This is a genomic window from Variovorax sp. PEI5 (assembly GCF_056679935.1).
Genome location: NZ_CM155257.1, coordinates 3,477,728 through 3,501,059 on the forward strand (window position 1 = coordinate 3,477,728; position 23,332 = coordinate 3,501,059).

The 23,332-nt window shown below is 52.2% G+C and carries 20 protein-coding genes, 1 tRNA gene, 2 pseudogenes and 1 other annotated feature; of the genes and pseudogenes, 14 read left to right on the forward strand and 9 right to left on the reverse strand.

From position 1 onward, the window contains the following. Positions 1-25: 25 nt before the first annotated feature. From hrcA to AC1MLT_RS16015, 10 genes are all read left to right on the forward strand, one after another. A complete protein-coding gene (gene hrcA, locus AC1MLT_RS15970; protein ID WP_481033171.1) occupies positions 26-1,030 on the forward strand; it encodes a heat-inducible transcriptional repressor HrcA in 1,005 nt (334 codons plus the stop codon). 220 nt (positions 1,031-1,250) lie between these two features. Continuing rightward, positions 1,251-1,329, forward strand: a tRNA-Ile gene (locus AC1MLT_RS15975). Between the two features lie 114 nt (positions 1,330-1,443). Further along, positions 1,444-2,355, forward strand: a complete 912-nt coding sequence (locus AC1MLT_RS15980; RefSeq protein WP_481033172.1) for a helix-turn-helix transcriptional regulator — start codon at positions 1,444-1,446, stop codon at positions 2,353-2,355. 18 nt (positions 2,356-2,373) lie between these two features. After that, on the forward strand, positions 2,374-4,158 hold the full coding sequence (locus tag AC1MLT_RS15985; protein ID WP_481033173.1) for a hypothetical protein: 1,785 nt from the start codon (positions 2,374-2,376) through the stop codon (positions 4,156-4,158). Continuing rightward, on the forward strand, positions 4,158-5,573 hold the full coding sequence (locus AC1MLT_RS15990; protein WP_481033174.1) for a hypothetical protein: 1,416 nt from the start codon (positions 4,158-4,160) through the stop codon (positions 5,571-5,573). Before AC1MLT_RS15985 ends, AC1MLT_RS15990 begins: the two co-directional genes overlap by 1 nt. A 6-nt stretch (positions 5,574-5,579) precedes the next feature. Continuing rightward, positions 5,580-8,234, forward strand: coding sequence for a DNA methyltransferase (locus AC1MLT_RS15995; protein ID WP_481033175.1), 2,655 nt, complete (start codon positions 5,580-5,582; stop codon positions 8,232-8,234). Continuing rightward, positions 8,227-10,146, forward strand: coding sequence for a DEAD/DEAH box helicase (locus AC1MLT_RS16000; protein WP_481033176.1), 1,920 nt, complete (start codon positions 8,227-8,229; stop codon positions 10,144-10,146). Before AC1MLT_RS15995 ends, AC1MLT_RS16000 begins: the two co-directional genes overlap by 8 nt. Next, positions 10,143-11,297 (forward strand): GIY-YIG nuclease family protein, encoded by a 1,155-nt coding sequence (locus AC1MLT_RS16005; protein ID WP_481033177.1) that lies wholly within the window; start codon positions 10,143-10,145, stop codon positions 11,295-11,297. Before AC1MLT_RS16000 ends, AC1MLT_RS16005 begins: the two co-directional genes overlap by 4 nt. A gap of 10 nt (positions 11,298-11,307) precedes the next feature. Then, positions 11,308-13,248 carry an ATP-binding protein gene (locus tag AC1MLT_RS16010; RefSeq protein WP_481033178.1) on the forward strand — a complete coding sequence of 647 codons (1,941 nt, stop codon included), beginning with the start codon at positions 11,308-11,310 and terminating at the stop codon, positions 13,246-13,248. Continuing rightward, on the forward strand, positions 13,245-13,928 hold the full coding sequence (locus AC1MLT_RS16015; RefSeq protein WP_481033179.1) for a PIN domain-containing protein: 684 nt from the start codon (positions 13,245-13,247) through the stop codon (positions 13,926-13,928). Before AC1MLT_RS16010 ends, AC1MLT_RS16015 begins: the two co-directional genes overlap by 4 nt. Before the next feature lie 25 nt (positions 13,929-13,953). On the opposite strand, the gene AC1MLT_RS16020 is transcribed toward AC1MLT_RS16015, so the two are convergent. The 3 genes from AC1MLT_RS16020 to AC1MLT_RS16030 form a co-directional block, all read right to left on the reverse strand. Further along, entirely contained in the window at positions 13,954-14,601 is a 648-nt protein-coding gene (locus AC1MLT_RS16020) for a hypothetical protein (protein WP_481033180.1), read from the reverse strand. Positions 14,602-14,613: 12 nt separating this feature from the next. Continuing rightward, entirely contained in the window at positions 14,614-15,663 is a 1,050-nt protein-coding gene (locus AC1MLT_RS16025; RefSeq protein ID WP_481033181.1) for a YadA-like family protein, read from the reverse strand. A 64-nt stretch (positions 15,664-15,727) separates the two neighbouring features. Beyond that, on the reverse strand, positions 15,728-16,189 hold the full coding sequence (locus tag AC1MLT_RS16030) for a hypothetical protein (protein WP_481033182.1): 462 nt from the start codon (positions 16,187-16,189) through the stop codon (positions 15,728-15,730). 173 nt (positions 16,190-16,362) lie between these two features. Here AC1MLT_RS16030 and AC1MLT_RS16035 point away from each other — a divergent pair, with 173 nt between their 5' ends. Beyond that, positions 16,363-16,896 carry a hypothetical protein gene (locus AC1MLT_RS16035; RefSeq protein ID WP_481033183.1) on the forward strand — a complete coding sequence of 178 codons (534 nt, stop codon included), beginning with the start codon at positions 16,363-16,365 and terminating at the stop codon, positions 16,894-16,896. 250 nt (positions 16,897-17,146) lie between these two features. Here AC1MLT_RS16035 and AC1MLT_RS16040 read toward each other — a convergent pair. From AC1MLT_RS16040 to AC1MLT_RS16050, 3 genes are all read right to left on the reverse strand, one after another. Further along, positions 17,147-18,378, reverse strand: a protein-coding gene (locus AC1MLT_RS16040; RefSeq protein ID WP_481033184.1) for an IS3 family transposase whose coding sequence is annotated in 2 segments (ribosomal slippage) — positions 17,147-18,090 and positions 18,090-18,378 — 1,233 coding nt in all. Because the reading frame shifts where the segments join, the coding sequence is not laid out codon by codon here. Further along, positions 17,984-18,100, reverse strand: a sequence feature (AL1L pseudoknot). Its footprint overlaps the gene before it by 117 nt. 12 nt (positions 18,379-18,390) lie before the next feature. Next, complete coding sequence (locus tag AC1MLT_RS16045; protein ID WP_481033185.1) at positions 18,391-18,708, reverse strand: hypothetical protein; 318 nt, start codon at positions 18,706-18,708, stop codon at positions 18,391-18,393. A 139-nt stretch (positions 18,709-18,847) separates the two neighbouring features. Then, the gene (locus AC1MLT_RS16050) at positions 18,848-19,033 is read right to left on the reverse strand and encodes a hypothetical protein (RefSeq protein ID WP_481033186.1); all 186 of its coding nucleotides are present in this window, start codon (positions 19,031-19,033) and stop codon (positions 18,848-18,850) included. Between the two features lie 203 nt (positions 19,034-19,236). On the opposite strand from AC1MLT_RS16050, the pseudogene AC1MLT_RS16055 reads away from it, so the two are divergent. The 3 genes and pseudogenes from AC1MLT_RS16055 to AC1MLT_RS16065 all read left to right on the forward strand — a co-directional run. Further along, positions 19,237-19,566: pseudogene (locus AC1MLT_RS16055) on the forward strand (transposase); the annotation flags it as partial. A 77-nt stretch (positions 19,567-19,643) separates the two neighbouring features. Continuing rightward, a complete protein-coding gene (locus AC1MLT_RS16060; RefSeq protein WP_026070728.1) occupies positions 19,644-20,819 on the forward strand; it encodes a zinc-dependent alcohol dehydrogenase in 1,176 nt (391 codons plus the stop codon). A 197-nt stretch (positions 20,820-21,016) separates the two neighbouring features. Further along, a pseudogene (locus AC1MLT_RS16065) lies at positions 21,017-21,498 on the forward strand (IS5 family transposase); the annotation flags it as partial. 33 nt (positions 21,499-21,531) lie between these two features. Here the strand turns inward: AC1MLT_RS16065 and AC1MLT_RS16070 are convergent. The 3 genes from AC1MLT_RS16070 to AC1MLT_RS16080 form a co-directional block, all read right to left on the reverse strand. Beyond that, entirely contained in the window at positions 21,532-22,287 is a 756-nt protein-coding gene (locus AC1MLT_RS16070; RefSeq protein ID WP_481033187.1) for an IS5 family transposase, read from the reverse strand. 168 nt (positions 22,288-22,455) lie between these two features. After that, entirely contained in the window at positions 22,456-22,857 is a 402-nt protein-coding gene (locus AC1MLT_RS16075) for a hypothetical protein (protein ID WP_481033188.1), read from the reverse strand. Between the two features lie 158 nt (positions 22,858-23,015). After that, a complete protein-coding gene (locus AC1MLT_RS16080; protein ID WP_481033189.1) occupies positions 23,016-23,330 on the reverse strand; it encodes a hypothetical protein in 315 nt (104 codons plus the stop codon). Positions 23,331-23,332 lie beyond the last annotated feature (2 nt).

Genomic DNA, 23,332 nt, shown 5'->3' on the forward strand with positions numbered 1-23,332 from the left:
CAAATTACAACACTAAAATCCGACGATGCTGGACGACCGGGCCAAGTTGCTTCTCAAGACGCTTGTCGAGCGCTACATCGCCGAGGGGCAACCCGTGGGTTCACGGACGCTGTCGCGCGCCTCGGGCCTGGAACTGTCGCCTGCCACCATCCGCAACGTGATGTCCGACCTCGAGGGCCTGGGCCTCATCACCAGTCCCCATACATCCGCCGGGCGCATCCCGACGGCGCGTGGCTACCGGCTGTTCGTGGACACCATGCTCACCGCGCAGCGCGAGCAGCTCGCCACCCCGAGTCTCGCGGCCGACCAGCCGCAGAAGGTCATCGCCAACGCGGCGCACCTGCTGTCGAGCCTGTCGCAGTTCGTCGGCGTGGTGATGGCCCCGCGCCGCACGTCCGTGTTCAAGCAGATCGAATTCGTGCGCCTGTCCGACCGGCGGTTGCTGGTGATCATCGTCGCGCCCGATGGCGACGTGCAGAACCGGGTCATCTTCCCGGACACGGACCACACCCAGTCGCAGCTCGTGGAGGCCGCGAACTACATCAACGCCCACTATGCGGGTCTCTCGATCGAACAGGTACGCGATCGCCTGCAGTCGGAGGTCGAGAAGCTGCGCGGCGAGATCGCCTCGCTGATGCAGGCGGCCGTGCAGGCCAGCACCGATGCGATGACCGAGTCGCAGGGTGAGGTGGTCATCTCGGGCGAGCGCAATCTGCTGGCCGTGAGTGATTTCTCCAGCGACATGGGTCAGCTGCGCCGCGCCTTCGACCTCTTCGAGCAGAAGGCGCAATTGGTGCGCTTGCTCGACGTGTCGAGCAAGGCCGAGGGGGTCCGCATCTTCATCGGCGGCGAGAGTCAGGTGGTGCCGTTCGAGGAGCTTTCGATCGTCAGCGCCAATTACGAGGTCGATGGCGAAGTGGTCGGCCGTCTGGGCGTCATCGGCCCGACGCGCATGCCCTACGAGCGAATGATCCAGATCGTCGACATCACGTCCCGTCTGGTCACCAACGCGCTGACGCACCGCAAGTAGGAGGGCCAGTACGGGCCACTAGAATCAGCGGCGCGTAGGGGCCGTTAGCTCAGCTGGTCAGAGCAGAGGACTCATAATCCCCAGTTCTGTTGAGTTTTATCGAACAAAATCAACAACTTACAGCATCTGGAAAAAGCGACAAAAAGCCTAGGCTACATATAGGCAACGCACCCGATGACTGCCACGGTTCCCCCTGACGCAGTGGGATAATTGAAAATCTGGGCCCCTAGCTCATGCTTGGTTAGAGCAGCAAACTCATAATTTGTTGGTGCCGTGTTCGACTCACGGGGGGCCTACCAACCTCTAAAAAGCCGTTGTAAGGTGATACTTGCAGCGGCTTTTTTTCGTCCCCTGTTCGCACCAAAAGTAAGCATTTGTCAGCGAAAAAGAGGGTTGTCCATTCACAATGAGGGATGACTTCTCTTGCAGAAATTTTCAAGGCTCTCCCGCCTGATGCACTACTGAGTGCAGCCCATGTAGCAGCCATCGTTGAAGCAGCGAAAGAGCAGAACTACAGCCAGTGGGATGACCAGAGATACATAGACGAGAAGACCCTTGCTGACTGGATTGGTGAAGCCGTCCCCACGGTGAAATCTTGGCGAACCAAAGGCTCAGGTCCACAGTACTTGAGCAATCCTAAGAATGTTCGCTACCAGGTCGGACATGTTCGTGAGTGGCTGAAAAAAAGAACGGTTGCCAGCACTTCAGAGGCATCAGTCAAAGGGCTGAGAAGCTACCTTGTAGAAGGCTCCACAGCTTTCCCAGTGTTCACCTACCCCAATGGTTTGAAGCTCTCCCTTGAGGCTGCAATCAAGCACGAGGAGGACGATCCTGAGGCAACACCCACCAGCTTCAGAATCGTCAACATGGGCAACGCCATGGAGGACATGGCAGAGCTTTCTGAATGCCTCATAAAAGACTTGCCAAGAGCCAGCGAGTTGGTCAATGACAAAGCCAAAACGTTTGATGTTGCCTACTGGTTCTACCATCAAACAATCTTTGGCAAGCTCCAAAATCATCAGCCTTTCATCCAAGCCATCCACTTGCTTGTAAAGAATGGCATGGACATCAACACTGCCAACAACCTCAGTGGCTACAGTCTGGCTCATGTTCTCGGACTGAATCAATGGTGTTTTGACCATCCCCAACACTACAAAGAGTTCGTGACTACCCTACTAGATGAGGGCCTGGATCTTGAGAAACTGGACAACCAAACAATGTCAGCCTTGGACTATGCAGAAGAAGATGATGAGGACGGTCCGCTCATAAAAATACACAACAGCAAGAGCCTTGCTGGCAAACTTGAATCAATGTTGAAGAAATAACTTAAAGAAAGAGATGAAATGAACATGGATGCAGCCGTTGAGAAGTTGAAGCGTGATTTCATGGAGAGCTTGCCAAAGCAAGATCCAGCACTTTACAAAACGTTGTCAGGTTTTGTTGGTTCAGTTTTCAATCCGGCTGCTGACATGATGATCAAAGCCTATATTGAAACGGCAACCGGCAGAGAAGACCATAGAGATACGGCCAATAAGATTGTTGAGACATTAGCTGCGTTGTGCAAAGGTCTAGGTCTTACAGCACCGCTTGTTGGCCTGAAGCATCTCAATCAGTTCACATGTTATGTCGTCACAATGTTTTCCAAGGATGACAAAGATACCATCGTGTTGATTAAACGGCTTGAAGCAACATTTGGGCTAAAGCTAAATGAAGTCACTCCCGAAACTTCAAAAGAAGAAGTTGAGAACATTCAATTTGCCAATGATGCTGTAGACATGGTCGCAGACCGGAGCAACCAGTATCACATTCTTCTCTATAAACTACTTGACCAGATAAAAAGAGAAGATTTTGAAATCTATGAAAAGATTCATGAGCATGCTAAAGATGGCAAATTGCCAGAGCACCTTGAATCGATAATCATAGTTACGCTTCAGCATTTTCATGCATTGAGTGAAAATAAAGCTCCCATGACAAATGAAGAGTATTTAGATTCACTCAGGGAATACATAGACGACCACGATGACGTGGCTTATTTGATTTTCGGCATATCCAATGTTTTGGCTGCATTTGTAATGGCTTTTGAGAACAAGGCAGAAAGAGTAGGCGGCGAAGCTCAAGAAAACTTTAATAATGTCATCATTCCTGCATGGCAACAGCTTCAGGAGTTCGCAAAAGAAACTCTTCTTATTAGTATGGGTAATGGCGAAGGCATTGAGCTTGCCATCAATGAGATCCGAGAAACAAATCCAGAAGTTGCTGACGCCATTCAGGAACTTCTTGACAGTGACAAACTGGCACTTGCAATAACAAAGTCACTTGAGGGCATTGTTTATGACGCACACGATGAAGATGTCAGCGAAAAGCTAGATAAGTTCATTGCTACGAGTCAGAGCCTTCAGGAAGTTGGTAAATCTCATTTCTCTCTCATCTTTGGATTTATGCCTTCAGCATTCGCAAGACTGAAGCCATCAAAGGATGAAGCTGAGCAAGACCGCATTGATGATCTTGTGCAGAAGCTGTACGAGTTTGGTGCACAGTTATCAGAAGTTGCTCCTGACGAATCGCCACCTGTAAAGCGAGTAGCTCCCGAACATAAAGAAAAAGTTCAAAGCAACACTTTCCCATGGTTGAATTATTCTGGGTTCAATACTCAAGCCGCCATCAATGTTGCCAACGAAGCCTTGAATGATGAATTCAATGGAAAGCTCGCAGCATACAAAAAAGATTTCAATACGCCAGAGCACAAGGCAAGCATTGACTCACATTTTGGGCAGTTTGCCTGTGCAATTTCCATGAATGTAGTTTCTCAGTACAAATCTTGGTCAAATGGTGATGGTGCAGAGAACAAAGTTGTTGGTGGGCTTGATGCTTTTCAACAGCTTGTGACTTATGTAGCCGAGGACAAGGACAAGTCATCCGAGAATCATGTAGCACGGCTTGCATTCCTAGGAGCACTTTTGGCATACACGAACAAGAACATGCCTGAGCCAGGAAAGAAGACGAAGGAAAAAGTTGAAGCAATGGCTGATCTGATTACTCAGACCTTGAGCAAAAAAGGTGTCCAGCTTAAAACAACAAAGTCAACCAACTTGTTTGGCATGATTGAAACTCTTCTTGGATCTAAGTAATGGCTAACAATAAAGAACTGTTCAGACAAGCCAAAGGCTTCATCGCAACCCTCCCACGAGCCAGCACGCCAAGCAACAAGCCATTTTCAACTTCAGATGCTGTGGCACATGCTTTTGAACAGATGGAAAAAGCATGGTCGGTTAAAAATAAACGCCTTGCTTACCAGCATGTTGCTACTGCCTGTGATTTGATTGTCAACAGCATTGGACTTAACAAACTCAACCATGAACTTGTGTTTTCGCAGATGAAAGCATTGGTTGACATTGAAGATAAAGAGTTCTTGAATGCAGTAGCCATGGAAACCGCCCATAACTTGGAGTTTCTGGTTAACTATGGCATGAATATCAATCTTGCATATGTTTTGTCTAAAGATGACAAGAGCATGATTGCAGACATGCTCAAGCGTCGCAGAAAATATGAAGCGATGTTTACGGCGCTGTCTGTTGACTCGTTGATTGATTTGGTAGCATGTGGCGGAACTTACTCAAGAATGAGATTGATGGTTCATTTGCAAACTTACGAACGAGAGATTGCAAACCAGCACATGGCTATCTTCACATCAATTGACGATGATGAAGATTTTGATAGAGCCACTCAGGAGCACGGCGAACACGTCACGAGTCTTTTGAAGCTTGTCGCGAAAGCAGCAGGCGATGACACTCTGACAGATATCGAGGCCTACAACGCCACCAGCTACATCAGGAACTCTGTATCCACAATGTTTAGTAGCTTGGCACTAAAGGACAACACTCTTCGCTCTAGGGACAGCTTGGAGCTTCTCAACTATGGTGGCACACCTGACTATTACATTGTTGAACCTATCAAGTCGGGTGCGCCTAACATTTTCTACTTGCTCAATCCCTTGCCCACATCTGACCATTTGGGAGCAGCCGTGTTTGAATGGGGTCATTTATTAGAGCAGCACAAGCCAAAAACTGAGTTGACTTATGTGGCTCCTGCATCCATTCCAAGTTTCGTTGATGACGAGCAAAGTGATTCAGATGATGGCGAGTCAATTAATGCACAAGATGCAGATTCAGTGATTTATGCATGGACTCACAATTGCAAGACTACAAACCCTAAATTGTTTGCCATTGCCAGCAAAACCTTTGTAGACGGTAAACCTGAAGCGAAGCTCAATAAAATACTTCAGACAATACATAACATGCTTTTCATGCGAATGGTTATGCAATCAAGTGATCCGCGAGAAGATGGGATGATGGGTGATGTTCTAGAGCACCTCAAACTTGACCGCAAGGATGCGACTAAAGAGCAAATCCTTTATTTCACAAAGTTCGTCATTTACGTCTTCACAAGAGTATTAAGTCCGTTGAGTGAAGCAACAGTGAAAGCCCGTGTTGCATCTGGTGAAGAGGTTTTGAATGCGATTGAAGATTCTGTGAATCAGGGTTAATCACACATGCACATTGCTCAAATTGCTGAAGGCGTTCGCAACCTTCTTCTCCATACTAAACCAGACACCTTTATTTATGATTTGCTGACAGCCTACGGCAAGCCGAAAGCATCAGTAACCAGGTTGCAGGCTGGCGAGTACAACATTTCCAAGGACAAAGACTATGTGCTTTGGAAGAACAATGTGTACTTCACGCACACGGGAAACCATCCCCCCACGCAGATCTTGGATCAGTTGAAGCAAGCTGAACCCGTTAAGAAGCACAAGCCCAGATTCATCATTGCCACAAACTTTGACCGTTTCTGTGCCTATGACACCAAGACAGATGAATCGCTGGACATCGCCTATCTAGAGCTGGCAAACAAGTTTGATTTCTTCCTGCCATGGGCGGGCATGGAGAAGTCCAAGCAAGCATCCGACAGCCCTGCTGATGTCAAGGCCGCCGAGAAGATGGCGAAACTGTATGACCTCATCCTTGAGCAGAATCCTGTTCAGACTGAGGAAGAGCGGCATAGGCTGAATGTTTTTCTCTCTCGATTGTTGTTCTGCTACTTTGCAGAAGACACCACAATCTTCCAACCGAAGCTATTCAGCAAGAGCATTGAGTCTCACACCAGTGCAGACGGTAGCGATCTTGCTGAATACCTTCAGGGTTTGTTCAAGGTACTAGACGAGGAGAGCCGTGAAGGCACCGCTAGCTACTATGAGAAATTCCCGTATGTCAACGGTGGATTATTTGAGCTTCATGTCCCAGTACCGGCATTCAACAAGCGTAGTCGTGAGCTTCTGATTCGTTGCGGGTTGGACTTGGATTGGTCAGAAATCAATCCTGATATCTTCGGCTCAATGTTCCAAGCCGTGGTTGATGTTGAGCAGCGCGGCAATATGGGGATGCACTACACCTCATACCAAAACATCATGAAGGTGATAGGACCACTTTTCCTTGATGACTTGTATGCGGAGTATGAGAAGAGCAAGACCAGCCAGAAAAAGCTTGAAGACCTCCTCTCGCATTTAACGAGAATTAGGGTATTTGATCCTGCCTGTGGCTCAGGAAATTTTCTCATCATCTCGTACAAGGAACTTCGCAAGCTGGAGATGGAAATCTTCAACTCGCTGAGTGAACTGCAAGACCAAGCAGAGTTTGCACTGACTGGCATCCAGCTCAGTCAGTTTTATGGCATTGAGCTAGATGACTTTGCCCATGAAATTGCAATCCTTGCAATGTGGCTTGCAGAGCATCAGATGAACACGCAGTTTGACAGTAGGTTTGACACTGCCACAGACACACTCCCGCTAAAACCAAGTGGCAACATCTTCCGTGGAAATGCGCTTGATCTATCGTGGTTGAAGGTATGCCCACCTAGCGAGCATGGAACCTATGTTCTTGGCAACCCTCCTTATCTTGGGTCAAGTCTTCAATCTGATTGCCAAAAAGAGGACATGGAGCGCACGCTTGGAAGCCTCAATGGCTACAAGAAGCTGGATTACATCGCGGGCTGGTTCTTCCTTGCAGCCAACTATGTCAGAAATCACAATGCGAAGGCGGCATTCGTTACCACTAACTCAATCTGCCAAGGTGAGCAGGTTTCGATTCTCTGGCCGACCATTTTCAATAATGGGATAGAGATCGGCTTCGCCTATGATTCTTTTAAGTGGTCAAACAATGCAAAGAAGAAGGCAGGAGTAACCTGCATCATTGTTGGACTTCGGAATTTAGGCAATGGACGTAAGTTCATCGTTGGAACTGAGAACACACGAACCGTCAATCACATCAATGCTTACTTGATTGACTACAAAGATATTTTTGTTTACGGACGAAGATCGCCAATTGCAGCAATCTCGCCCATGAGCTATGGAAGCAAGCCTGCGGATGGTGGATTTCTCATTCTTTCGACGGATCAGAAGAATGACCTTCTGAACAAATATCCAGCCGCTGAAAAATTTGTTCGCAAGCTACTTGGCACTGATGAATTTCTGTATTCAAAGGAGCGTTGGTGCCTGTGGATTGAAGACCATGAACTGCAAGAGGCTTGCACCTTCCCACCAATAGCCGCGCGAATCCAAGGAGTTCGCACCTTCAGGCTAAAGAGCAAAAAGGGACCGACGAAGGAGCTTGCTGCTTTTCCGAATCAGTTTGGCGAAATCAGGCATGTTGAAAACACGGCGTCCATCATCGTGCCTGCCCACTCCTCCGAGAACCGCCGTTGCATTCCCATGGGGTTCCTTGCTGGGCATGAGGTGGTGAGCAACAGTGCCTATCTTGTGCTCAATGCCTCCCCCTTTGACTTGGGCATCCTGCTTTCTTCCATGCACATGGCTTGGACTCGCACAGTGGGCGGCCAACTTGAAACACGGCTTCGCTACTCCTCATCGCTCTGCTACAACAATTTTCCATTCCCGAAAGTCTCAGAAAATCAGGTCAAGGCAGTCAGTGCATGTGCGCTGAGAATTTTGACCCAGCGAGAAGAGCATTCAGAGCTGAGCTTGGATCAGATGTATGAGCCCGAGGATATGCCTCAAGGCCTCACAGAAGCTCACGATGCATTAGATCAAGCGGTAGACCGCTGCTACCGAGCGAAGCCGTTCTCATCGGCTGAGGAACGAGTCCTTTATTTATTCAAGCTGTACGAAGATATGCTGGGAACCATTCATGCCTAACCTTGTTGAAGTCACATACCACCAGACAGGTGAAAGCACGAAGCTCAATGACATGGGCATGCGTGAGATGCAGGCACGAGCTTATGAGTCACGAAATGAGCAATATTTGTTGCTCAAAGCTCCTCCAGCTTCAGGTAAGAGCCGCGCCCTCATGTTCTTGGCATTGGACAAGATCCACAAGCAAGGAGTCAAGAAGGCCATCATCGCCGTCCCAGAGCGCTCCATCGGTTCATCTTTCGCATCTACCCCTCTTTCCCAGCACGGCTTCTTCACAGACTGGGTAGTGAAGCCAGAAAACAACTTGTGCACACCAGGTGGAGATTCAAGCAAGGTCACAGCCTTCAAGAATTTTCTCAAGGATGACAGCGACATCCTGATCTGCACCCATGCCACCCTCAGATTTGCTTTTGAAGCGATTGAGGAGGAAGCATTGGACAACTGTGTTCTTGCCATAGACGAGTTCCACCATGTCTCAGCAGATGCCGACAGCAAGCTTGGATTCTTGCTTCGCAGCGTCATGCAGAAGTCAAAGGTGCACATCGTTGCGATGACTGGCTCATATTTCCGTGGCGACAGCGTGCCTGTGCTGTTGCCAGAAGATGAAGCCAAGTTTGCCAAGGTGACTTACAACTATTACGAGCAGTTGAACGGCTACACCTACATGAAGTCGCTCGGCATTGGGTATCACTTCTACCAGAAGAAATATCTCAGTGCAATTGCCGATGTCCTAGACACCGACAAGAAAACCATCTTGCACATTCCCCATGTTCGTTCAGGCGAATCCACCAAGGAAAAGAGCAACGAGGTTGACAGCATCTTGGACATCATCGGAGTGGTTCAAGCGCAAGATCCAGAGACAGGTGTTATCACCGTCAGACGGCACACCGATGGCAAGATCATCCGAGTTGCTGACTTGGTTCACGACGAGCCAAAGGCGCGAGACAAGATTGTTAATTTTTTAAGAACCATCAAAACACCTGAAGAGCTTGACCTGATCATTGCTCTTGGCATGGCAAAAGAAGGCTTTGACTGGTCATTTTGTGAACATGCCTTGACCGTTGGCTATCGTGGGTCGCTCACAGAAATCATCCAGATCATAGGACGGTGCACGCGCGACAGCCCGAACAAATCCCATGCTCAGTTCACCAACCTGATCGCTCAACCAGATGCTCATGATGATTTGGTGAAGCTGGCCGTCAACAACATGCTTAAGGCGATTACCTGTTCGCTCCTAATGGAGCAGGTTCTTGCGCCGAACTTCAAGTTCAAGACCAAGCTCAATGATGATGACAAGGCTGGACCGGGTGAAGTGAAAATTGGAGGCTTCAAGGAGCCATCCAGCAAGAAAGTTAAAGACATTATTGAGTCTGACCTGAACGACATGAAAGCCGTCATCCTTCAAGATGACACCATGCTCAAGGCGATTCCAGGAAATGTTGATCCCGAAGTCATCAACAAGGTACTCATCCCGAAAATTATCAAGCTTCGTTATCCAGACCTGACGGATGAAGAAATTGAAACGGTTCGCCAGCACATCGTGGCTGACTCTGTTTTGAAGAGTGGTGAATTCAAGGAAGACGGTGATCGCCGGTTCATCAAAATGGCTGGCAAGTTCGTCAACATAGATGACCTTCACATTGACCTGATTGACCGTATCAACCCCTTCCAGTCGGCGTTTGAGATCCTGTCCAAGTCAGTGACTGCGGGTGTCCTGAAGACCATTCAGGAAGCCATTGAGGCAACACGAATCGTCATGACCCCAGAGGAAGCAGTTCTCCTGTGGCCGAAGGTTAAGGAGTTCACCCGCATCCATGGCAACCCGCCTAACCCCCAGTCCAACGATGCTCTTGAAGCGCGCATGGGTGAAGCCCTCATCTACATCCGCAATCAGCGCAGACAGCAAGGCGTATGAAGAAGGAAGACTTGCTCAAACTGGTGGAGGATGATGACCTTGACTTGCTCAAGGTGAAGCCACTTGCCACCCCATCCATGACGGCAGACCATCGTTTGGTGGCCTCCTTCAAAGAGATTGAAGCCTTCGTGAGCAAGCACGGCAAGGAGCCGCAGCCGAACCATACGGACATGCACGAGTTCAAGCTAAACAGCCGTTTGGCAAGCATTCGCTCAAGCAAGCTCAAGTCCGATTCCCTTCGAGCGATTGACACCCACCAGCTCCTGAAAAAAGTTGTGGAGTCGGTGGCGGACATCTACGAGGACGATGACCTAGGACTACTTGGGCCGGGTGAAGACAGCATCTTCAACCTGAAGCACGTGGGCACGATGAAGATGCCTGACAAGATTGCATCTCGCAAGCCTTGCATGGACTTTCCTCAGTTTGAGCCGTTGTTCGATCTCTGCCACCGAGAACTCAAAGCTGGCATTCGTGAGATGCGTGCCTTCACGGGTGAACAGCAGATCAAGCCAGGTCACTTCTTCGTGCTGCATGGCATCGTTTGCTATGTCGCTGAAGTGGGCGAGAAAGAAGTTAAAAATAAAAAGGTCAATGCTCGGCTTCGTGTCATCTTTGACAACGGCACCGAGTCAAACATGTTGCTTCGCTCACTTGCCACGGAGTTGTACAAAGACCCTTCAGGCAGGCGAATTCTGGACAACCATGAGAAGGCCTTGGAAGAGCTTGAGCTGATAAGAGAGGATGACCAGTCCACAGGTTATGTTTATGTTCTGAAATCAGCCAGCCAGGTTCCTGAAGTGAAGAGCATCACGAATCTCTTCAAGATTGGTTTTTCAACTACTACTGTTGAAGACCGAATCAAGAATGCAGCCAAGGAGCCAACCTACTTGATGGCGCCGGTCAAGATCGTGTCTGTCTTTCAGTGCTACAACCTGAACCCGCAGAAGTTTGAGAACCTGCTGCACACTTTTTTTGGTAAATATTGCCTAGACCTCAAAGTGACAGACAGCATGGGAAAGCTGCATGTGCCCAGAGAATGGTTCATCGCTCCTATTGACTGCATAGAGCTTGCAATCCAGCTCCTTATAAATGGCGAAATCGTGCACTACCGCTATGACGGCGACACAGAGCAAGTTGTAGAACGAGACTAAGAAAGACAAGATGATGGAACAAGAAGACCTCCTATACGACCCGCGTTTCTTGGAAGCCCATGCTGGCTCCATCATCACTGACCCAGCTACTGCAATCGTGGAGCTTGTCGCCAACTGCTGGGATGCCTATGCCACCGATGTTCAGATAACTTGGCCTGACACATCACAAGGCAAGCAGTTTCGTATCAAGGACAACGGCAAGGGTATGACCTTGGAGATGTTTCAAGGCATCTGGCGAACGATGGCATATGACAAGATCGGTTCAGAAGGTCCCCTGTCAGAGCCTCCACCAGGTGTGGAGGGATCACCTCGTGCTGTCTTCGGGAAAAATGGGAAGGGGCGTTTTGCCTCGTTCTGCTTCGCCAGTAAGTACAGCACCGCCTCAACGAGAGAGGGACAACGGTTTGAGTGTGAAGTCAGTACCTCCAGCACCCGACCGCTAGTCATCAAGGACATCTCCTTTGAAGCCGAGAAGCAGGACGGCCACGGAACTGAAATCGTGGGCACTGGGGATATTCGTTCTCACCTGTTCACCGAAGAGCAAGCCCGTGAGCTGATCGGAAGCCGGTTCCTGTTCAATCCCGCCTTCAAGGTGTCCATCAACGGCAAGGCAATCACTTTCAACGACATCCCCGAACTCCTGTCGCAAGAAGACCTTGTGATTCCGGGCTATGGCACCGTCAAGATTCTTCACATTGACAGCAAGAAGCCCAACAAGACAACAAAACAGCATGGCATTGCATGGTGGGTTCAGAACCGTGCCGTAGGTCAGTGCAAATGGTCAGGCAGTGACTATGAGCGGATCTTGGACGGCCGAACCTCAGAAGCGAAGAGGTTCATCTTCATTGTGCAAGCTGACTATCTCAATCAGAAGGGTGCTGTCGCCAGTGACTGGAACAGCTTCAATGATGAGAACGCAGCATGGAACGAAACACGTACAAGAGTACAAGATCGCATTCGCCAGATCATTTCTGACACGGGCGAAGCCAGCAAAACAGCGCTGAAATCCAATGTGCTCACGAAGCTTGGCAACTCCATCAATGGACTTTCGTTGCTCTCCAAAGAGCGTGTGCAGACCTTCGTCAATCAAGTGGTGGACAAGCTTCCATCATTTGGCGAATCCGAGATCGTTCAGCTTGGAGCCTTGCTGACCAATCTAGAGAAAAGTAAATCTCAGTTTGGGTTGCTTGAGCTTCTTCATGACCAGAAACCAGACGATCTGGATGCGCTGCATGCCATCCTCAGTGATTGGTCAATCGGCATGGCAAAGCTGGCACTGGATGAGATTCAGACCCGTCTCAAGCTCATTGGTGAACTTCGTATCAAGCTCAAGGTGGTAGGCATTGATGAAGTACATGAACTTCAGCCACTTTTTGAACGCGGCTTGTGGATGTTCGGTGCCCAGTTTGAGTCCATTGAATTCACATCCAACCGTGGCATGACGCAGGTCATAAAACAAATATTCGGTGATAAAAAAGGTAAGGGCACCAGGAACAGACCTGACTTCGTTGCATTGCCAGATAGCAGCATTGGCTTCTATGCAAGACCCTCCTACAACTCCCAGCATGACGAAGACGGCGTTGACCACCTTGTGATCATTGACTTGAAGACCACGGGGCTCAGCCTTGGGGGAAAAGAGCAAGACCAAGTTTGGAAATATGTGAAGGAGCTTCGCGGTAAGGGCTACCTCAAAAAGCACTCAAAGGTAGATTGCTTTGTGCTTGGCGACGCCATAGAAGACGGCGAGAGTGAACCCACATCCAAAGGCGATGAAGTCACAATCTTCCCAATGCTCTATGAAACCATCTTGAACCGGGCAGAGAAGCGATTGCTCAATCTTCATTCCAAGGTCAAAGATGCACCATTCCTGCTTGAGCAGCAAGACGAACTGAATAAATTCTTGTCGCCGCTGCATGTGCTTCAGCCAGAACTTGCGGAAAGCAAGGCTTGACCAAGTCCCTTCTTTTGGGCGACTTGGAGAATGTTCACAAGGTCGACCTCTCACGGCTTGATGAGAGCTACGGAGCCATCATCTATGTAGGAGCCAACCAGAACCCGCCGAAGGCATCAAAAAAGCCAGCAACGGCACACAGGTTCACCCGTGTTGATTTTCAAAAAATTGAAGGCACCGGCAAAAATGCCTTGGACTTTCACATTGCCTTCCAGCTTGGACGCACGATAGAGACTGCACCTGATACCTTGTGCATCGTTCTGTCTAAGGACAAGGGCTTTGACCCACTCCTGAACCATCTGAACAAGAACGGCTTGCAGTGCAGGCGAATCAACAGCCTTGATGAGCTGGTGCCTGTAGTTATCACTGAACCAGTTGTAGCCGTTGATGTAGCTCCCGCCATGGAACTTGTCGTGTGCAAACGTTGCCGCAAGGCCAGCACGATTGAGCACCATGGGGGTCAGTGGTGTACCAACTGCGGTTGCTTCGCCAGTCCCCCAGATCCCAAGCTCCTGCCATCACGGCAACCAGGATTTGAAGACCGCTCCCGTGAAGCAGAAGAGGACTACAACATCTATGCAGTGTGCGGCTGGTGCAACCAGAAAACGGACATGACTGGGGGCATCTACGATGACGGAGAATGGATGTGCGGAGGTTGCATTGACAGATACGCAACCTGAGCAGCAGTGACCTTCAAGAACCGATTCAAGGAAGCTGATCCAGCCACTTCCCCAACTTGCGAACTTCATCAATCGCCTTTGTGAGCTTCGCCAGGTCTACATAAACGGTAGGTGATACAAGCCATCCGCCATCACTATCTCCAAGCCGATTTAAAATTTCAGATTCAGTTTCATTGACGAAGAATGGACTTGGAACCTTCTCCAAATCTTTGGCTAGATAGTTCGCATTGGTGCCTGTCAAATTGTCAGGATGCTGCACACGATTGCGCGCAAGAATGATCTCTTCAAGGAGTACCATGTCGCAGCCACTGTCCTTGAAGTCGATATTCCCAGCATTTTTAAAATAGTTTTGATGCTTGCCCCACCAACCGTTTTCAGACTTTGTTTTCTTAAATGCTTCTTCATCGCCGTGGAGCTTGACCAAAGTATCCAGAAAAACATGCAGTGAACCGCCTAGCATGCTGATACAAGCGCCACCCAGCAATGTCAGTGAATCATTGGCTTGATTCCATAGAAGTTCAAACGGAGGCTCTCCATCTTCAGCATAGGGAGGCTCATACGGCGTGACACCGTTTTCTATATCAAACTTTAGTTGCTCAAAAGGCTTTGAGCTGACCTCATAAAAGTTCTTGATGAAGTCAAGGCGAAAGCTTAAAAAGTAGTTGGCATCCATCTGCCGATTCTGTCAGAAACCCATTGAGTAGCCGATAGCTACGCCGCTAGTGCCGTTCTGACCCAATGCGCCGCGCACATTGAACATGCCCCTGTCTCCATGCTTCCATGCGATGCCTACTGCCAAGGCTGATGTACCGTGCACCGAAGCAGCACCTACGGAGATTTGTCTTTGCAGGTTTGGATTGAAGACCAAGGCGGATGAAGCCATGCCCACTGATGCCGCGCTATAGGCAATCTTGCTAGCCTGGTCAAACTTCTTGTCTGTATAGGCATTGGCTTGAGCAACTCCACCAGCTACTGCACTGTCTACATAATCTTTCTTGGCATAGCCCTTGACTGAGTTATCTGTGTATGTGTTTGCTGTGTTTAAAACAGAAGCTCCAACATTGTCTGTATAAGCGTTCGCCTCAGTCACAGCTTCTTGCTTGATAGTTGCGGCTTTATTGTCGGTGTAGTTGTTTGCACTGCTTAAGGTGGCAGCTCCAACATTGTCTGTGTATGTCTTGGATTGGTTTACGGCCTGTGTGACACCGGCATTCACCATGTCTTTTGCTTGCCCGAAATTCGCAGCCTGATCGTTCGCAGTTGCGACACCCAATCCGCCGATGGTTCTACCGCCTACAGCGACTTCATCGCTTCTGGTGGCCGCAGTGCCATTCCCCAGTGCAACAGTGTTTGCTACTCCAGTGACATTGAGGTTATTACCAAGCCCGACATTCGTGCTTTCAACAGTGTTGTTTGTCCCGATTGATACAGCATTGTTATCAGCAACACTACCCATGCCGATAGATAAAGCGCCGTTCCCCGCCGTTGTGCCAACCCCCATCGCCACACCGTTGTCAGAGGCCCCAGCACCTTCGCCTATAGAGACTGAGTTGTTGGAGACGATACGGCTAATGATTCCAGAGCCGCCCACGGTTGTTGCACCAAGTCCAGTTGAGTTTTGTTGAGCCAATGCATTGCCACATAGAGCAAGCACCGCAGTAAATAATATTGTTCTTTTCATGTTGAGTTCCTTTTTTGTTATATATACATATAGCAAAAAAGAAATCAAAGTCAATTGGCTTTCTCAACATTTGTTGAAGCCACAAAAACAAAAGCCACCCGAAGGTGGCCTTAAATCATCATGCAGTTATTAAGTTTCCATGCTCTTTGATATGAGCCAAAATCCCATGATACCAAAGTGAATTTCTTTCGATAATTGATTCAAGCTTTGGCAGACCTTCCGCCTTGTGCCACGCGATGTCATCTTCGTCATAGTTCACACCAAAGAAACCTTCTGCATAAAACAGACCTTCAGAGCATTGAAGTTCAAGAGTGAAGCCATCATCACCGCCAGCTTGAATCTCAGGATCTGTTGAATATTCGTTGAAGGAGTAGTAAGCAAGGATTGTCATCTCACTGGCATCTACAAGCCGCTTGAGGTGATACTTAATGAATGACCGCTCCCCAAGGATATTAATCTTGCTCTGATGGGGTCCCACGGAGGTTTGCAAATACAAGGCGGCATTGCCTGACATATTAGCCAGATAGTCATCCATGCATGACCAAGCGCTTGCCTTCATGTCGTCTGATAGTTCGTTCATATATATCCTTTTAAGTTGTTGAAGCCTCTATTGTGAGACAAGACTTCATTTATTTATCAGGATTGAATGCTCAAAGCATCATGTCTGCTAGATGTTGCTAGCTACTGCTAGATTTCAATGTTGCGATAAAGCATCACTCATTTTATAATCTCCATTAGCAAAGGGAGATATATATGAGAACAGACTTAGGGCACGTTTATCACAGATGTCACGATATTGACGAATGGGACAGTCATCCTAAAGAAGGCTTGGACTACCAGCCCGACTACAGAAATGAAACCTACTACAGCATCTACACCCAGGAAGAAATGGACGACCTTCTGAGGGATGTCAGGGTTACGGGCAGGTTTGACTTACCTCATCTGTACCACATGGATGATTCGTGGAGTCATGTAGTTGAAAAGCTCCTAAATTTTGAGCTAGTAGACAAAGATGACGCTGCACAGTTTCTTGCTCGACTTCATTGCACATACTTTGGAAATCCTCAGATAGGCGAACTTCTTGGATGGAAGGCTCTACAGAACAGGACTGTTAAACAAGTCTTAAAGAGCTTACAAAACCGCTATGAAGATGATGACCAAGACGACTATGACGACTACAAAAGGGTCCTCATCAAGCTCAAGGACAAGCAACTCAAAGAGGAGTTCAGGGACAAGCTCAGCAACAACCTTGCACCAAAACAGAGCACGAGAGCCGTGAAAATTTGACCATCGCATGGGGCCGATCCGTCCCGACTGGACCAGGACGGCGATACACTGGATGGATGTACAGCATCCCGCTACCGATCTGCCTAGAGCCAGTCCTTGTGACTGCGCTGCTGGAGAGCGTACGGGCAGGCTTCCCTAGCCCTGCGGAAGACCTTGGAGCCTCACGGATTGACGTGCTAGCTCACCTCATCCTCCACTCAGCGGCAACGTATGAATCGCCCCGGCATCCGTGGAGGCCGTTTGGTTTAAGTCAGGGCGCCACCGTGGCGACTTGACTGGCGAGTTGCCGGTAGTAGTTTGCCTCAGCCTCTGCAGGCGGGATGTAGCCGATGGGCTCGAGCAATCGATGGTGGTTGAACCAGGACACCCATTCGAGCGTGGCGAGCTCGACGGCCTCTTTGGTCTTCCAAGGTGCACGGCGATGAATCAATTCGGCCTTGTAGAGCCCGTTGATCGTCTCGGCTAAGGCGTTGTCGTAGCTGTCGCCCTTGCTGCCCACGGACGGCTCGATGCCCGCTTCGGCCAGTCGCTCGGTGTACCGGATGCTGACGTATTGCGAACCACGGTCCGAGTGGCACACCAGGCTGCCGTCGCGCTCGGGCTGCCTGGCGTACAGCGCTTGCTCCAAGGCATCCAGCACAAAGTCGGTCCGCATCGAGCTGCTCACCCGCCAGCCGACGATGCGCCGGGCGAACACGTCGACCACGAAGGCGACGTACAGCCAGCCCTGCCAGGTGGAGACGTACGTGAAGTCCGAGACCCACAGCTGATTGGGACGCTCGGCACGGAACTGCCGGTTGACGCGGTCCAGCGGGCATGGTGCCTTGGTATCGCTGATCGTGGTGCGCACCACCTTGCCGCGCATCACGCCTCGCAGCCCCAAGCGCCGCATCAGTCGCTCGACCGTGCAGCGGGTCACCACCGTGCCCTCGCGGGCCAGCTGCCGCCAGACCTTGTCGGCGCCGTAGACCTGCAGGTTGGCCCGCCAGACGCGTTCGATCTGCGGCATGAGGGCTTCATCGCGTTGTGCTCTGGCACAGCGTTTGTGCGGCTCGCGCAGCAGCGCCGCATGCCGCCGATAGCCTGACGGGGCGATCTGCAATGCCTTGCAGATCGGCTCGACCCCGAAGGTATCGCGGTGCTCGTCGATGAAGTGCTTCAGGACTTGAGCCGGCGGTCGAGCTCCGCCTGGGCGAAAAACGCGCTGGCCAGCTTCAAGATCTCGTTGGCCCGACGCAGCTCCCTGACCTCGCGTTCAAGGTCCTTGACCCGCTGAGCCTCGCTGGTGGTGACGCCTTCGCGCACGCCACTGTCGACCTCGACGCGCTTGACCCATTCGAGCAGCGTCTGCGGCACGCAGCCAATCTTCGGTGCGATGGACTCGATCGCCGCCCACAACGACGGGTACTCCCCACGGTGCTCCTGCACCATCCTCACCGCGCGCTCACGGACCTCAGGTGAGAACTTCTTTGACTTGTTCATGGCTTCATCTTCTCAAGATTTGAAGCCTCCTCGAAAACCGGGGCGATTCAGGGCGGCTCTTTCCTCAAGGGCCTTCACGTTGAAGAATCCGAAGAGGAAAAGGTGCACCGCCTCGTAGTCCACCTCGCTGCCGAAGCTCCCGAGGAACTTCAGCGTCTTGCTCATCAAGGCGTTGGAGGACCTGACAAATTTTGGCGCGAGCTGGCGCAGCGTGGGTTTACTGGTCTTAGTGCCAAAGAGGATGTTCTTAACCTCGTCGCGGTAAGCGGTGATCGAGTCCTGCGGAACATCGTCGATGTAGAGCAGGCCCGTTCCCTTCTGCCCCTTCACCTTGAAGGAGCGACGGAACGAAAGGCTTCCGCGAAACTTTTCGGAAGTCTCCAGGGTGATGAAGACGACGGGGGTGCCGTGCAGCAGGTCGAAAACGTCCTGATTAATGCTGCCCTTGAATTCGGCGTCCTGCCAAATTTCATCGCCAATCAGAGCCCAGGCAAAAGTCGATCAGGCGCAGCACCGTGGTCTTGCCCACGTTGTTGCCGCTGCTCTGCTTGCCCGACACAGTGGGCTTGTCCAGGATGAGGTTCAGACCAGCCTTGAAGGTGATCTTGCGCAGGACTTGGCCACCGCACGTGATGCTGAGCGCGACTAGCTGCATTTCTCTATCGCTCCGGTGTCATCCAGCTTCACAGCGTCAATCAGGTACAGCAAAGCGGCGGCGGCCACTGCCTGCGTCGGCGAGATTACACGCTTAGTAAGCAGGCCCATCTGCTCCTGAAGGCTAGGGTCCAAACCCAATCAGAAGCTTGATTCTGCAACGGCGTGCTGATTCAGGAGTCTCCAGTTGAGGAGGGTCTGGGCATGGCGGGATCGTTGTTTTGGTTGTCGGATGCGGCGTGGGCGGCGATCGAGCCGCACTTGCCGAAGAACCAGCCGGGGGCCCGGCGGGTCGATGACCGACGGGTGATATCGGGTATCGTGCACATGCTGAAGTGCGGCGGTCGCTGAGCCGACTGCCCGAGCGAGTATGATCCCTCGACGACCATCTACAATCGCTGGAACCGCTGGAGCCGACGCGGCGTGAACTGTATCCTGGCGGCCTTGACCGAGGAAGGGTGGAGCGCCTAGACTGGCCAGATCGACAGCAGCTATGTGAAAGCGCACCGGTGCTCCGGCGGCGCAAAAAGGGGGGACCCGATCACGCGCAAGCGCGTTAAGGTCTTCGGAATGGTCCGCCGGTTGGACCGGTTTTCTGAATGGAGAGAATTATGCGCGCACTGTGTTGGCACGGTAAGGGTGACGTTCGCGTCGACACCGTCGCGGATCCCGAGATCAAGCACCCCCGTGATGCCATCATCAAGGTCACGGCATGCGCCATTTGCGGGTCCGACCTTCACCTGCTCGATGGTTACCAGCCTACGATGGAGGCAGGTGATATCCTCGGCCACGAGAATATGGGGGAGGTCGTGGCGCTCGGTTCCGAAGTGACGAACCTGAAGATCGGCGATCGTGTCGTCGTACCCTTCACGATCAGCTGCGGCGATTGCTGGTTCTGTAAGAAAGGCTTGTTTGCAGCTTGCGACCGGACGAATCCGAACGCCGAGATGGCAGCAAAGGCCATGGGCCATTCGCCCGCAGGGTTGTTCGGCTTCAGCCACATGATGGGCGGCTACTGCGGCGGTCAGGCGGAATATCTGCGCGTGCCGATGGCCGACTTCGGTCCGATCAAAATCCCCGACAACATTACGGATGAGCAGGCGCTGTTTCTATCCGACATATTTCCGACCGGCTACATGGCCGCCGAGAACGCACAGATCGAGCCCGGCGACACCGTCGCGATCTGGGGTTGCGGCCCAGTCGGTCAGTTCGCCATCCGATCGGCCCTGATGATGGGCGCGGGCCGGGTGATCGCGATCGACGAGGTGCCCGAGCGGCTCGCCATGGCCGAGGCGGGCGGCGCCGAGACAATCAACTTCGCCGAGACCGATGTCTATGACGAATTGCAGGCGCGGACCAAGGGACGTGGCCCGGACAGCTGCATCGATGCGGTCGGCTGCGAGGCGGCAGGTCACGGCGCGGCCGACGCGGTGATGGACAAGGTCAAGGCGAGCTTGATGCTCGCCACTGATCGGGTGCATGTGCTGCGCCAAGCCATCATGAATTGTCGCAAGGGAGGCACGGTGTCCGTCCCTGGCGTATATGTCGGCGTGGCCGACAAGCTCCCACTCGGGGCGGCAATGAACAAGGGACTGACGATCAAACTCGGTCAGACCCACGTCCAGCGCTACACCAAGCCGTTGCTGGAGAAGATCGTAGCCGGTGCAATCGATCCCAGTTTCGTGATTACCCACCCGGCAAGCCTCGAGGACGCGCCGGAAATGTACGCCAAGTTTCGGGACAAGGAAGAAGGCGTCATTAAGGTGGTTATGCGCCCGCACGGCTGACGTGCGGATCTGATCTGCCCCCGCCGAGCGGACCGAGCGGTTTGTTAGTACAATAAGCTCGTCGCCGTCATGTCCGGACGGAGGTGGAGCGAAGCGGAACCGGAGGCCGGAGATGGCGGTGGAGCCATCTCCGGTGCCGGCGGTCGGCAGGCAGGCTGCCATGGGGCCCTATAGACCAGAAAGCCGACCCGCAGGCCGACATGATCGACGCAACCTATCTCAAGGCCGGCCGCACGCCTTCCAGCCTTGGGGTAAAAAGGGATCTCGGGCCCCTGATTGGACGGACCAAGGGCGGCATCATCACGAAGCTGCACGCCGCGACTGATGCAAACGGCCGCCCTTTAAGCTTCTTCATCACCGGCCAGATCAGCGATTACACCGGTGCAGCTGCCTTGCTTGACGATCTGCCCAAGGCCAAGTGGATGCTCGCCGACCGCGGCTATGACGCTGACTGGTTCAGAGATGCGCTGGAGCAAAAGGGCATCAAACCGTGCCTTCCGGGCCGCAAATCCCGATCTCTGCCTGTCAAATACGACAAGCCGCGGTACGAACGGCGTAACCGCATCGAGATCATGTTCGGCCGCCTGAAGGACTGGCGCCGCGTGGCAACGCGATATGACCGCCAACCGTCGGCTTCTCCGCACTAGCACTGGCCGCCACCGTGCTCTTCTGGCTGTGATCAGTGAGTCCTAAGCCTAGGCTCCAGACTCATTCATAGCCAGAAGGCGACCAGGATCGCGAGTGCGACGCCGGAGAGGAAGTTGGCCGCGAGTTTGTCGTAGCGGGTGGCGACGCGGCGGTAGTCCTTGATCCGGCAGAAGGCGTTCTCGACGCGGTGTCGTTCTTTGTATCGGGCCTTGTAGTAGATGACGGCTCGCTTTCGATTGGCCCGGCCGGGGATGACGGGAACGGCCCCGGTCTGGCGCAGCGAACGTCGCAGACCGTCGGCGTCATATCCTTTGTCAGCAAGGACGTAGCGGGCGTCGGGAGCGCGGGCGAGCAGGGTCGGAGCGACGGTGATGTCGGAGACGTTTCCTGGTGTCAGGATCAGGGCGAAGGGACGTCCGACGACGTCGGTGAGGGCGTGAACCTTGGTCGTTTGGCCACCGCGCGACGGGCCGATGCCCTGCGTCCGGGCCCCCCCTTTTCCGCCGAAGGCCGAGCGTTGTGCCTTGACGTAGGTCGAGTCGATCGAGGTGCTGCGAGTGACCGCGCCCGCATCGGCCAGCGCCTCCAGCAGCTTCAACCAGAACCGTTTGTGGGACCAGCGATTGAACCGGTTGTAGACGGTCGTGGACGGGCCGTATTCGGCGGGGCAATCCTGCCAACGACAGCCGATCTTCAACACATGAATGATGCCCGAGATCACCCGGCGATCATCGACCCGCCGAGCGCCTGCCTGGTTCCTCGGCAGATGCGGCTCGACTGCCGCCCATTGATCATCTGACAGCCAAAACAGCTTGCTCATCACCGGCTCCAACGCGATCAAGACGCATCGGAATCATGATTTGCCGTCAGGCTTCAAGTGGGTGATTGGGTTTGGAGCCTAGGCAAGTCAAGCCTGCCCGCAGGCGCGTCGCTCAAGGCTTTCAGGGCCATCGCGCCGAGGTAGTAGCCGCAATTCCAAGGGCTTTGTTCACGAGGCAGCAGCATGGGCCGGCCTTTCGAGAACTTCGCATTCAATCACTGCATCAGCAACGATCAGGCACACCGCCAGGTCCGCGGTTTCGTGCATCACCTGAGCAGTGCTCCCGGCTGCGAAGTCAGCCATGAGCACTTTGACCACGGCCTTGACCAGACTCACAGCATGCTGCCTTGCGAAATCGTGTGCCTGTGGGTGTTTGATGCCGTTGGCGGTACACAGCTTGTGCACTTGGTCGCCATAGGCAATAGCAGCACGGCGTCGGACGAGGCGGCGCCCATCGTCATTGCGTTGCTCAATGCCGCGATAAGTCGCCTCGAGTAAGTTCAGGTACTTCGAGTAATCAGTGATGATGTGGTGCGACGGCGGGAAGTCGTTATAGGCCAGCCTCTGCAAACAGCGGACTCGCAATCCGCCGGTTCGCAAAGGACCGCTACTGGCCGACCACGTCTGTTGATGGCCGAAGCGGCCCAGCAAGAATTACCTAAAGGTCTTGGTTCGTGTCGACGAGACCGCATCGGATCGCGAACCCCCGCTCGGCACGGGATGCCTCGTCAATCTTCAGTTCTAACGACGCCCCTGTGAATCAACTCGTTTGATTGGTCAACTTCCGGGCCCCAGCCGAGCCCTTCAAGTTGCTCACCAGTCCAAGCGTGCAGTTCATTGCGGTTGGCGAAAACGGGTGCAGCGACGATCGGGACCACCAACCGTTCTTTAGAATCCATCGTCGACTCGAGCACCAGCTTTCTTCGGCTGTCATCGAGTAGCGCTGTCCCATACACGCCTTGGCCTCTAAAGCCTTTCAATGCGCAGGTCCACCGACCAGGCCCCGCGCCATCCAGCGAGATCGTGTCAATCCGGAAAGTCATCG